Below are 11,336 nucleotides of genomic sequence, written 5' to 3'. Positions count from 1 at the left end.
AGCATGCGCCTTGACCTTGTGGCGCAAGGCATGCGGGGTGGGTCGGTTCGCCTCGTTGGCAATGCCGGCGCCCAGGCCGGGCGCGCCATGCGGGGTGGCAAGCTCACGATCGAAGGCAATGCGGGTCCATACGCCGGCTCCGGCATGCGCGGCGGCAGGCTTGAGATAACAGGCAATGCCGGCGACCACCTCGGTGCGCCGCTCGTCGGGGAACTGGCCGGCATGAACGGCGGTGTGTTGATCGTCAGGGGCAGAGCGGGCGCCTTCGCGGCGGACCGCATGCGGCGCGGCCTGGTCGCGGTGCTGAAAGGCTCCGGCGACCATGCCGGCAGCCGCATGATCGCCGGCACCTTGGTGGTGGCCGGTGGCACCGGTGAGATGCCTGGCTATCTGATGCGTCGCGGTTCGATCCTTCTCGATCGCGCGCCGGCACGCATGTCGCCGAGCTTCGTCGAATGCGGCGCGCCCGAGAGCGTTTTCGCCGCCATCATCGATCGTCATCTGATCGCCGAGGGCATTTTGAAACGGCCGCTTCTGGGGAGCGCACCGCGCAAATATGGCGGGGATAACGCAGTGCTCGGAATGGGCGATGTTCTTTTTCCGCGCTGAGATCCGTCGACACAGGAACCATACGATGGCAGGACGCAAGTGCTTGCCGCTGGGTGGCAGTGGTGGGGCCGACCGTCATCCGACCCGCAACGTGGAGAACACATGAAAATCATCTCTCAGACGAAAGCCCATGGCGGCGTGCAGGGCGTCTATTCCCATTTCTCGACGAGTTGCCGTTGCGACATGATTTTTGCCGTTTTCATACCTCCGCAGGCGCGGGAGACGCCTTGTCCCGTTGTGTGGTATCTCTCAGGCCTGACGTGTACGCACGCCAATGTCATGGACAAGGGCGAGTACAGGCGCATGGCCGCCGAGCTCGGCCTGATCGTCGTTTGTCCCGACACCAGCCCGCGCGGGGCCGACATTCCGGATGAAAAAGACAACTGGCAGTTCGGCTCCGGCGCCGGCTTCTATCTCGATGCGACGCAAGAGCCTTATGCGAAGAACTATCGTATGTATTCCTATGTCGCCGAGGAGTTGCCGGCCCTCATCGCGGCTGAATTTCCAGCCGATATGGCACGCCAGGCAATCTTTGGCCATTCGATGGGCGGGCATGGCGCGCTGACGATTGCCTTGAAGAATCCGCAGCGGTTCAAGAGCTGCTCGGCGTTCGCCCCGATCGCCCAGCCAAGCACCGCCGGCTGGTCGAGACCGGCTTTTGAGAAGTATCTCGGCAAGGATGAGGCCTCGTGGCGAAGCTGCGACGCGACGTCGCTCATCGACGACGGATACCGCTTCCCCGAATTTTTGGTGGATCAGGGAACGTCGGATGGATTTCTTGACGACGGGCTGAGGCCTTGGCTGCTTGAGGCGGCCTGCACCAAAGCAGGTATTCCTTTAAAATTGCGGATGCAGGATGGATACGACCACTCGTATCTTTTCATCTCCAGCTTCATGGACGACCATCTGAGATGGCATGCTGAGAGGCTTTGAACCGGGCAGGCCGAAGGCATGGCCAGATGCAAACAAGGTATTGAATTCGACGCCTTACGCCGGGGGCAGAGTCCCCGCCGGCGTCAAACGCTACACATTCAGCCCGGACGCTGCCTATGCGAAAGAGCTGAAAGCGGTAGCCAGCCCCGATGAGATCCCGGAGCCGCCCTGCGGCGCCTGGGGCGAAATGCCTGACGGCATCCAGTATTTCGAGGTGCCCGAGGGTGGGGGGCGGAAAGTGCTGTTCGTGCGGATAGGCCAGGACGAGCCTTCGTTTGACGGGCAGACGCTGGAGGTGTTGCAGGCGGGGTAAATTGGTCCGGGCAGCGATCCTGGCCGCAAACAACTATTCTGGCCGTATTCCCGGCTCCGGTGTCCCACAGGGAGATGATCCCATATCAACCTCGACATGTTCCACGGTGAGGTGACTACTTTCTGTTTGATTTTGCCAGTTCATCCAGAGATTTTGCTATCTTTTCGAGTTGCTCAGGAATTCTCTTCGCTCCGGACGTATAGAAATAAGCTCGAAGATCCACAAAGAAGTTCTCGGTATAGATACGCGACCCGTAGCCATAGGATGCCTGAATTGTGAATTTGTCAGGTGTTACTATTTTGCCGCCGATCTCCTTGCCGACCTGAGGGCCTGTACAAAGATCGATCCAGAATCCATCGCCAGGCGCGAGTGCAGCCAATGTGTTTTTGAAAATATACATATCAGAAATATTTTTTGATTCTCCAACGGTTTCCCCAAAGCGATAGAAGTCTCTGTCGACCGTCAGTTTAAGGTTCTCGGCGGATGAGGAGCCTCGGTTCCAGATTCGAGCAACAAAAATAGTATGGTGTTGAATTTCGATATTCAAAGCAATTACAGGCCGCGTTTGAACCTCGATCTGCTTCTGTATTTCTATGACCATCATTTTATTTGAGTGGGCTATCTTATAAGTTAGCCAGGCGTATACGCCCGTAATAACTACCAAAATTGTTGTTAGGAGGTCTATAGGCGTCAAACCAATAGCGCTTGTCATAAATTTTTCCAAAAGAAACCGCGCTCAATAACGTGGGTGTGAAGTTCATCTACCTGTAGTGCCGGTCTGGTTCGTGGCTTTATGCCTTTACGCACTCTGCCAAGCTAACACCTTCGGCACATTCAACCCATCGGCCCGCAAACCCTTGATGTGAAAGCGAATTGCATCGCGAATCTCGGCTTCCACCTCGCGTACAGTTGCACCGGTCGCGATGCAGCCGGGTAAATTCGGCACATAAGCGGAAAAGTTATTTCCCGCCTTTTCAATCACCACCGCGTAACACACGCACTTCACTCCCTAGGTGGATAGTCAGTGTAGCGGCTCACGCCCTGTTGCATCCTCATCGTCGGAATGGGTATTCCCACGCATTCGATAGAGCGGAGGGCTGTCCGATCTTGTAGCTTATTCGCTGCACCAAGCCGTTACCAACTATCGAGCGTTCGAAGTCCGGAACTGGCCCTTTATCGAAAAAGTTGGATACTAAGGTCTCGATGTCTCCCCGTTGGCTAAATATATAGCGATCAGCAAAAAGAGCCACGACCTCATTGATGCGATCTATCGCCCGGCGGTTGCGTACTTCTCTATGCATTGCATCCGTCTGCCTTCGGGTGTCCAGATACATCGCAATGCGCGGAGTTATAGGGAAGACAAGTTCAAAATCATCAAAATTTCCGACACTGTATGGAACTATTTTACCTATTGGTGTTCCCGATTTGAAGTAGCACACGGGGTTATCGCTAGAAATAAAATCGACGCCTGTCTCGTTGTGTATAAAAACAGGCGCGTTGTACCGATTCATTACAGGAAGCATGCCTCGAATGATATTTGGCATCGAAAGAAGGGCGGTATGCGGGTCAATGTTTATTTGAATTATGCCGGCGTTTATCAAATCCTGCATTCTAATCTGGCTCGATACATCTCCTGTCGTCTTGCGATAAATTTCCAACAGAGCCTCGGGTACGGGAGGTGAAACTGCGTCCGATATCCTAGCAACAGAGTCTCGCAAAAGGCTCATAACAGATCTAAGCGCGTTGGGTACACGGCATCGCATGGACAAAAGGAATTCGGTGAAATGTTTAATTTCATCAAGTGAGAGCGGTTTCTTTTCCGCGATAATGTTCACAGCTCGGTCCCAGCCGCTTTCTATCGTGTCGGAAAAAAGTCTCTCGATCGCGTTGTCAAAACGCGCTTCAGCATGAACTGGTTGTGAGTATAGGTATTTCTCTTTGAATACCGATTTTGGAGAGGTGCAGAAAAGCCTACAATCTTCCCACGTATCGTAGACTTTGATGCAGCCGTCTCCATCCAAGAAATGCTTCGAATAAGTTTCCGGAATATAGTGCTGTTGCTTGGGCTCTGGCGGCATTTTTATAGACCTCCGCTCTCAGCATATCTCTTCTGCTGAGAGCGGAGTCGCATTGTTGGCAGCAGACAGACAGCGCGCGTGAATTAGCTCAGCTGCACCCGCTCGTCGAGCCACACGTATCGCACTTCTCGCAGGTCCCGTTCCGCACCATGGTAAAATTCTGGCACTCGGAGCAGGAATTGCCGGTGTAGCCCTGGAGCAGAGATTTGGCGCGGCGGTCGTTGGCGAGTTTCTTGGCTTCCGCCGCCTCCATGGCCGCGGCGTCGGTGAACAGCGCAGCCGTGGCGTCGGAAGCAACACCCGCCGCTTCCTCGAAGGCGATGTCCTCGGCCAATTCCTTTGCCCGCTCCTCATAGTCGCGCTTGTAGGCGACCGCTTCGTCGCTGGCGGGTTTCAGCGCCAGCACGTTGGAGCCGGAGAAGGCGGTCGGTGCCGAGCGGGCAGGGGCGCCCGAGGGGGCCGCAAAGCCTTTCGGATCGTTGCCGCTGACGCGCGACACCAGCTTCACCGGCGAGGCGCCACGGGTCAGGCCCTTGGAGACCGCATCGGTCTTGCCTTCGCTGATGCCACGGCCAAGTGCGGTGTTGGAAAAGTCCGACTGGTCGACATGGGCGAGATCGTTGCGGCCGAGGTAGGAGATCGCCAGCTCGCGGAACACGTAGTCGAGGATCGACGTCGCGCTCTTGATGGCGTCATTGCCCTGCACCATGCCGGCCGGCTCGAACTTGGTGAAGGTGAAGGCGTGCACATATTCGTCGAGCGGCACGCCATATTGCAGGCCCAACGAAATGGCGATGGCGAAGTTGTTGAGAAGGCCACGCAAAGTCGCGCCTTCCTTGTTCATGTCGATGAAGATCTCGCCGAGACGGCCATCGTCATATTCGCCGGTGCGCAGGAAGATGGTGTTGCCACCGATCTTGGCTTTCTGCGTGTAACCCTTGCGGCGGCCGGGCAGCTTTTCCTGCTCGCGCGACACGCGCTCGATGATGCGCTCGACGATCCGCTCGGTGATCTGTGCGGCACGTGCTGCCGCAGGTGCGGCGAGCAGCTGCTCGACGGCTTCATCCTCGTCGTCCTCGCCATCGGCGAGCAGCGAGGAATTGAGCGGCTGCGACAGTTTCGAGCCGTCGCGGTAGAGCGCGTTGGCCTTCAGCGCCAGCTTCCACGACAGCATGTAGGCGCCCTTGGCGTCTTCCACCGTCGCATCGTTGGGCATGTTGATGGTCTTGGAGATCGCGCCGGAAATGAAGGGCTGTGCCGCCGCCATCATCTGGATGTGGCTGTTGATAGACAGCGAGCGCTTGCCGATCTTGCCGCACGGGCTGGCGCAATCGAACACGGCGAGGTGTTCGGCCTTGAGGAACGGCGCGTCTTCCAGCGTCATCGCACCGCAGACATGGATGTTGGCGGCCTCGATGTCCTTGCGGGAGAAGCCGAGCGCCGGCAGCATCTCGAACGAGAAGTCGTTGAGCTGCTCGTCGGTGAAGCCGAACGTCTCCTTCACCCAGTCGGCGCCGAGCGTCCACTGGTTGAAGACAAACTTGATGTCGAAGGCCGACTTCAAGGCTGCGTTGAGCGCCGCGATCTTCTCGTCGGTGAAGCCCTTGGCCTTGAGCGCGCCGGGGTTGATGGCCGGCGCCTGGTTGAGGTTGCCGTGGCCGACCGCATAGGCCTCCATCTCGGCGATCTGGGCTTCGGAATAGCCGAGCGTGCGCAGCGCTTCCGGCACGGCGCGATTGATGATCTTGAAATAGCCGCCGCCGGCCAGCTTCTTGAACTTCACCAGCGCGAAGTCGGGCTCGATGCCGGTGGTGTCGCAATCCATGACCAGGCCGATCGTGCCGGTCGGCGCGATGACGGTCGCCTGCGCGTTGCGGTAGCCATGCTCCTCGCCGAGCTCGATGGCGCGGTCCCAGGCGGCCTTGGCGTGGGTCGCAAGGTCCTGCTGCTTCAGGTCGGAAGCGACGAGCGGCACCGGGTTGACGGCGAGCTTCTCGTAGCCCTGCTTCTCGCCATAGGCGGCACGGCGATGGTTGCGCATGACGCGCAGCATGTTCTGGGCATTGCGGTCGTAGTCGGCGAAGGCGCCGAGTTCGCCGGCCATCTCGGCCGAGGTGGCATAGGCCATGCCGGTCATGATCGCGGTGAGTGCGGCGCAGATCGCGCGGCCTTCGTCGGAGTCGTAGGGAATGCCCGACGTCATCAGCAGGCCGCCGATATTGGCATAGCCGAGGCCGAGCGTGCGGTATTCGTAGGACTGCTTGGCGATCTCCTTCGACGGGAACTGCGCCATCATGACGGAGATTTCGAGCACGATGGTCCACAGCCGCACCGTGTGCTCGTAGGCTGCGATGTCGATCGTGCCGTCGGCGTTGCGGTAGGGCAGCAGATTGATCGAGGCGAGATTGCAGGCCGTGTCGTCGAGGAACATGTATTCGGAGCACGGGTTGGACGCCCGGATCGCACCGGCGGAAGCGCAGGTGTGCCAGTCGTTCATCGTCGTGTTGAAATGCAGGCCCGGATCGGCCGACGCCCAGGCGGCGTAACCGATCTTTTCCCAGAGATCCCTGGCCTTCAGCGTCTTCAGTACCTTGCCGTCCTTGCGGGCGGTCAGGTGCCAGTCGGCATCGTCCTCGACGGCGCGCAGGAAATTATCCTTCAGCGACACCGAATTGTTGGAATTCTGGCCCGAAACCGTGAGGTAGGCGTCCGAATCCCAGTCTGTGTCGTAGGTCTTGAACGACATCGAGCTATAGCCCTGCTTGGCGAACTGGATGACGCGGTAGATGTAGTTCTCCGGCACGGCCGACTTCTTGGCCGCCTTAATCTCGCGCTTCAGCGCGGAGTTGATCGACGGATCGAAGCAGTCGTCGCCATTGCCTTCGCAGTTGACGCAGGCCTTCATGATCGCTTCGAGATGCTTCTTGACGATCTTCGAGCCGGTCACCAGCGAGGCGACCTTCTGCTCTTCATTGACCTTCCAGTCGATGAATTCCTCGATATCGGGATGGTCGGCGTCGACGATGACCATTTTGGCGGCGCGGCGCGTCGTGCCGCCCGACTTGATGGCGCCCGCCGCGCGGTCGCCGATCTTGAGGAAGCTCATCAGGCCCGACGAGCGGCCGCCACCGGACAGTTTTTCGCCTTCGCCGCGCAGCAGCGAGAAGTTGGAGCCGGTGCCGGAGCCGTATTTGAACAGGCGCGCTTCACGCACCCACAAATCCATGATGCCACCCTCGTTGACGAGGTCGTCCTGTACGCCCTGGATGAAGCAGGCATGCGGCTGCGGATGCTCGTAGGAGGATTTCGACTTGGTCAGCTTGCCGGTGAACGGGTCGACATAGAAGTGGCCCTGGCTCGGGCCGTCGATGCCATAGGCCCAGTGCAGGCCGGTGTTGAACCATTGCGGCGAGTTCGGCGCGACGCGCTGGGTGGCCAGCATGTGGGCAAGCTCGTCACGGAAGGCGCGTGCGTCTTCTTCCGACGCCTTGAAGTAGCCGCCCTTCCAGCCCCAATAGGTCCAGGTGCCGGCAAGGCGGTCGAAGACCTGGCGGGCGTCGATCTCGGAACCGTAGCGCTCGGCTTCCGGCAGCTTGGCGAGTTCCGCCTCATCGGCGACGGAGCGCCACAGGAAGGAGGGGACGTCGTTCTCTTCGATCTTCTTCAGGCGTGCCGGAACACCGGCCTTGCGGAAATATTTCTGTGCCAGGATATCGGCTGCGACCTGGGAGAACTGCGCCGGCACGTCGATATTGTCCAAGCGGAACACCACCGAGCCATCCGGATTCTTGATCTCCGAAAGCGCCTTGCGGAATTCGATCTCCGCATAGGCGGACTGTCCTGGCTTGGTGAAACGACGCTCGATGCGCATTGGTCCGGTCCCTTTTGTCTATATGTAGCGCTTTTCCCCAGGGATTTCTGCCCCCGATGCGAAACGCGCATGTCCGCCGTCTGCCGGCGTTCGAAAACGGCCGGCTCTCCATTTCGCAGCCTCCGCCGGCCCTGCTGGTCAAACTCCTTGCGAAGTGCCTGTCCAACGCGCCGACGAACCCACGGGTCCCTCAAAACTGATTTTTTTCCGATTCCCTCGGTCGAGGGAAATTCACACTATCTAGCGTCGAACCTACCTGCAAACACTAAATATAGTATTAACAGACAATTTATTCAAGCCCGACAATTGTCCCTATCGACCCCAACCGCCCCACAATTCCAACGCTTCCGCCGGCCTCGTAACCAGGCGGAAATGCGAGCAAAACGCACATAATCCGGGAAAAAGACCGGGCTCAGAACTTTCCGGTCGCACTCTCAACAGGAGCGCATGGCCTATAAAAGGCGACTCGTTTTGCGCCGTCAAGGATTCGTTTGCGTAGCTTTTGTGACCCCAACATCTTGTGTGTCACATATGTGGATAACGGGGATAGAATGCGGTGCGGCGATCGCAATTTTGTCGCCACCAGGCAATCCGGACGCGGCAACGATCCAAAGCGTCGTGCCTGAATGGATCAGCCGTAGTGCAGCCTGGGTTTTGGCTCGGTGCCGGTGAACTGCACCCCGATACGGTCATTGCGACGCCAGCGGACCTCACACCGATAGGCAATGCCGTCGAGCGGCACATAGAGAAGGAAGCGATCGGGAACCCGGGCTTCCAGCGGTATCTTCAGTTCGGCTCCGCCTTCGTGTTGATTGCGCAGCGTGCAGCCGACTTCCGAATTCGAAATTCCGGTGATGATCGACCCGCCCTTGAGCACGCGCGGACGATGCTCGCGCTCAGGCTCGTCGGACTCGTTTGGAATTGGATTTTCGGGGCTCGCCATCGATCAAAAAATACCAGAGCTGCCGAATCCTACCTTTGATTCCTTAGCAAAGCATTCATGTCGATGGCGGCAACGCGTGTCCAGCCTTTGCAAGCAAGTCCCGTTTTGCAAAGAGCGCGGTGTGGCCGCCCGTCAGGAGAAGCTGTGCGGGTCGGCGCAGAAATAGGCGATGATCTGGCAAAGGTCGGGTTCGTTGACCATGCGCACCGCTTCGCTTGCACGGACCCATTTGCGGGTGCGTGAGCGTTTTTCCTTCCAGCGGTCCGCGACTTTGTCGACATGCAGCGGAAACACCAGGACCTCGCACGGGACTTCTTCGCCGGAAGCCAGCGCCTTGGCGTAGAAGTAACGGCCGGCTTCAAGATGAGAGACACGGCCGCGCAGCCCGGCCTCCTCGCCGGCTTCGCGCGCCGCGGCCTCGCAGAGCGGCTCCCTGGCCTCTGGCCAACCCTTGGGCAAAACCCAACGGCCGGTATCGCGGCTGGTGATCAGCATGATTTCGACGCCGTCTCCCGTGTCGCGCCAGGGCAGGGCGGCAACCTGCAGGCGGCACGGCGCGGTGCCGAAGAGCCGTCGGACCCTTTCGGCCAGATGATTGTGTGTCGTTGGCCTCGTCAACATCGAAGAAGCTAGCCCCAGCCTCCGGAATCGTTTGCCGTCTCACGAATCTTACGGCTAATTGTCGGCAATAAAAGTAAAAAATTTCATTCGCCTGGCCAATTTCCGCCAATAGACGTCGATTTCGCGAAATATCCGGCTCTGCCGGACGTGTTTGCGAAAGCAAATCCATCCCCGGTGCAAGCTGCTGGTCTGTAACAGGGTAGTTGCGAATCAGCCGGCGTGGTCGTCGGCGATCGGCTTCTGGTAGGTGAAGCCCATATCCCACGGGAAATAGATCCAGGTGTCCTGGCTGACTTCGGTGACGAAAGTATCGACCAGCGGCCTGCCTTTCGGCTTGGCATAGACGGTGGCGAAATGCGCCCTGGGCATCATCGCGCGCACGATGCCCGCCGTCTTGCCGGTGTCGGTCAGGTCGTCGATGATCAGCACGCCGGCGCCGTCTTCGGCGAGCAGGGCAGGGGTGATCTCCTTGAGGACCTGCAGCTGCCCCTGGCTGGTATAATCGTGATAGGAGGCGACGCAGACGGTTTCGATGACGCGGATGCCAAGTTCACGCGAGATGATCGCCGCCGGCACCAACCCGCCTCGCGTGATGCAGACGATCGCTTTCCATTGCCCCTTGTTGGCACCGGCAAGCCGCCAGGCGAGTGCGCGAGCGTCGCGATGGAACTGGTCCCAGGAGACCGGAAAGGCTTTTTCGGGAAGGGACATGTCGCGCACTCCACAGCACGCGGGGATCGCGCGCAAGAAAACAGGGGAATGCGCGCGGAATTAGCTGGAAAGCCCCCATCTTGGCAAGAGCAGGGGCCTTGGCAAGGCAAGGGCCAGCGATCGCTGTGGGCTTACCGCGACAGGAAGGCTGCCACCGGCGCGGTGCGCAGCACGCTGCGCGTCACGCCGCCGAACAGAAGCTGGCGCAGCCATGAATGGCTGTAGGCGCCGAGCACCAGCAGATCGGCGCCGGTTTCCGCGATCCTGGTCTGGATGATGTCATCGACCGAACTGCCGCCCGACTGCTGCACCGAGACGCTGACGGTGGCGCCGTGGCGCGACAGCGCCGCCGCGATTTCGGCGCCGGCGGCCTCCGGGCTGTCGTCGAGCGTTTCAGGAGGGTCGATAACCAATATGTCGGTCTTCTCGGCTTCGATGATGAAGGGCAGCGCGTCGAAGGCGGCGCGCGCCGCTTCCTTGCTGCCGTTCCAGGCGAGCAAGACGCGTTTGAAGGTGGTGATCAGCGGACCCTCGTGCGGCACCACCAGCACCGGCCGGCCGGCATCGTAGACCAGCGTGTCAACGTCCGCGCTGGAATCGCCGCCCGTTTCGCGCTGCGCTGCTATGATCAGGTCGGCGGCCCGCACGCTCGAAATCCCGGTCAGCGCGCTGTCACCCGAAAAGCTCTCCAGGCTTCGCCACTCGAAGGAAAGACCGGAATCCTCGATATGCCTGAGAAACAGCGTCCTCAATTTCTCGGCCCGTTCCCGGTTCATATCTGCCGAAACCTGCAGGAATTCGGTGTCGGGAAAGCCTGTGGCAGAGGTGTAGGGCACGGGAAGCGTTTCGGCGTGGATGCCGACCAGATGGCTCTGGAACCGGTTGGCGAGCGGAATGGCGCAGTCGAGCACGCGCTCGGCGTCCTGCTCGTTCTGCAGAATGGCGACGATGGTTTTGAATCGCATGACAATCCCTCAGTTCACGAGCTGGCGAACTCGTGCCGGGGAAACGTTGCAGCGTCGTGCTTTGTTCCGGTCTGGACCAGATCAGCCGGGATTGCTGGCGAAGCCGGCGACCATCGCCTCGACATCGGCGCGGGCAGCGTCCAGCGCCTCCTGGCTGCGGGCACGCACGACCAGTTCGGTCCAGAACTTGCCATCGCCATATTTCGGGTAGGAGCCGATGATCGTATCGGGATGCGCTTTCTGGATATCACCCAGCGGCCCCCCGATGAGGCCTTCGCCGAACGGGCAGGGC

11 protein-coding genes and 1 pseudogene are annotated in these 11,336 nt (G+C 59.4%); 3 read left to right on the top strand and 9 right to left on the bottom strand.

Translation table 11 applies throughout. The features are described 5' to 3' along the window. From ENZ75_RS07635 to ENZ75_RS07625, 3 genes are all read left to right on the top strand, one after another. On the top strand, positions 1-609 hold a 609-nt coding region (locus ENZ75_RS07635; protein WP_128278006.1), incomplete at its 5' end, for a formylmethanofuran dehydrogenase subunit C. A 102-nt stretch (positions 610-711) separates the two neighbouring features. After that, positions 712-1,542, top strand: a complete 831-nt coding sequence (fghA, locus tag ENZ75_RS07630; RefSeq protein WP_063167861.1) for an S-formylglutathione hydrolase — start codon at positions 712-714, stop codon at positions 1,540-1,542. After that, positions 1,526-1,855, top strand: a complete 330-nt coding sequence (locus ENZ75_RS07625) for a hypothetical protein (protein WP_127224108.1) — start codon at positions 1,526-1,528, stop codon at positions 1,853-1,855. The genes fghA and ENZ75_RS07625 overlap by 17 nt, the downstream gene beginning before the upstream one ends. Positions 1,856-1,970: 115 nt before the next feature. Here ENZ75_RS07625 and ENZ75_RS07620 read toward each other — a convergent pair whose 3' ends face one another. The 9 genes and pseudogenes from ENZ75_RS07620 to ENZ75_RS07580 all read right to left on the bottom strand — a co-directional run. Beyond that, on the bottom strand, positions 1,971-2,567 hold the full coding sequence (locus ENZ75_RS07620) for a hypothetical protein (RefSeq protein ID WP_063167862.1): 597 nt from the start codon (positions 2,565-2,567) through the stop codon (positions 1,971-1,973). Positions 2,568-2,654: 87 nt separating this feature from the next. Then, positions 2,655-2,852: a type II toxin-antitoxin system HicB family antitoxin gene (locus tag ENZ75_RS07615; protein WP_164746046.1), complete on the bottom strand. Its 198-nt coding sequence runs from the start codon at positions 2,850-2,852 to the stop codon at positions 2,655-2,657. Between the two features lie 55 nt (positions 2,853-2,907). After that, a complete protein-coding gene (locus ENZ75_RS07610) occupies positions 2,908-3,933 on the bottom strand; it encodes a DUF4238 domain-containing protein (protein ID WP_063167863.1) in 1,026 nt (341 codons plus the stop codon). Positions 3,934-4,021: 88 nt separating this feature from the next. Continuing rightward, positions 4,022-7,804 (bottom strand): vitamin B12-dependent ribonucleotide reductase, encoded by a 3,783-nt coding sequence (locus tag ENZ75_RS07605; protein ID WP_063167864.1) that lies wholly within the window; start codon positions 7,802-7,804, stop codon positions 4,022-4,024. Between the two features lie 631 nt (positions 7,805-8,435). Continuing rightward, on the bottom strand, positions 8,436-8,747 hold the full coding sequence (locus ENZ75_RS07600) for a PilZ domain-containing protein (protein ID WP_063167865.1): 312 nt from the start codon (positions 8,745-8,747) through the stop codon (positions 8,436-8,438). 132 nt (positions 8,748-8,879) lie between these two features. Continuing rightward, complete coding sequence (locus tag ENZ75_RS07595) at positions 8,880-9,368, bottom strand: NUDIX hydrolase (protein WP_013532018.1); 489 nt, start codon at positions 9,366-9,368, stop codon at positions 8,880-8,882. A gap of 210 nt (positions 9,369-9,578) precedes the next feature. Further along, positions 9,579-10,079 (bottom strand): xanthine phosphoribosyltransferase, encoded by a 501-nt coding sequence (gpt, locus tag ENZ75_RS07590; protein ID WP_013532017.1) that lies wholly within the window; start codon positions 10,077-10,079, stop codon positions 9,579-9,581. Between the two features lie 131 nt (positions 10,080-10,210). Beyond that, positions 10,211-11,044, bottom strand: coding sequence for a universal stress protein (locus ENZ75_RS07585; protein ID WP_027162597.1), 834 nt, complete (start codon positions 11,042-11,044; stop codon positions 10,211-10,213). Between the two features lie 81 nt (positions 11,045-11,125). Further along, a pseudogene (locus ENZ75_RS07580) lies at positions 11,126-11,336 on the bottom strand (competence/damage-inducible protein A); the annotation flags it as partial.

The sequence above is a fragment of the Mesorhizobium sp. M7A.F.Ca.CA.002.04.1.1 genome (assembly GCF_004022805.1).
Classification (GTDB): domain Bacteria; phylum Pseudomonadota; class Alphaproteobacteria; order Rhizobiales; family Rhizobiaceae; genus Mesorhizobium; species Mesorhizobium ciceri.
Note: the sequence above shows the minus strand (reverse complement) of the source record. Positions and strands in the feature narration are given on the sequence as shown.

Excerpts from the sequence above, each read along its gene's own strand:
- fghA (WP_063167861.1), top strand. The coding sequence starts at position 712 with ATGAAAATCATCTCTCAGACGAAAGCCCATGGCGGCGTGCAGGGCGTC.
- ENZ75_RS07625 (WP_127224108.1), top strand. The coding sequence starts at position 1,526 with ATGCTGAGAGGCTTTGAACCGGGCAGGCCGAAGGCATGGCCAGATGCA.
- ENZ75_RS07620 (WP_063167862.1), bottom strand. The coding sequence starts at position 2,567 with ATGACAAGCGCTATTGGTTTGACGCCTATAGACCTCCTAACAACAATT.
- ENZ75_RS07610 (WP_063167863.1), bottom strand. The coding sequence starts at position 3,933 with ATGCCGCCAGAGCCCAAGCAACAGCACTATATTCCGGAAACTTATTCG.
- ENZ75_RS07605 (WP_063167864.1), bottom strand. The coding sequence starts at position 7,804 with ATGCGCATCGAGCGTCGTTTCACCAAGCCAGGACAGTCCGCCTATGCG.
- ENZ75_RS07600 (WP_063167865.1), bottom strand. The coding sequence starts at position 8,747 with ATGGCGAGCCCCGAAAATCCAATTCCAAACGAGTCCGACGAGCCTGAG.
- ENZ75_RS07595 (WP_013532018.1), bottom strand. The coding sequence starts at position 9,368 with ATGTTGACGAGGCCAACGACACACAATCATCTGGCCGAAAGGGTCCGA.
- gpt (WP_013532017.1), bottom strand. The coding sequence starts at position 10,079 with ATGTCCCTTCCCGAAAAAGCCTTTCCGGTCTCCTGGGACCAGTTCCAT.
- ENZ75_RS07585 (WP_027162597.1), bottom strand. The coding sequence starts at position 11,044 with ATGCGATTCAAAACCATCGTCGCCATTCTGCAGAACGAGCAGGACGCC.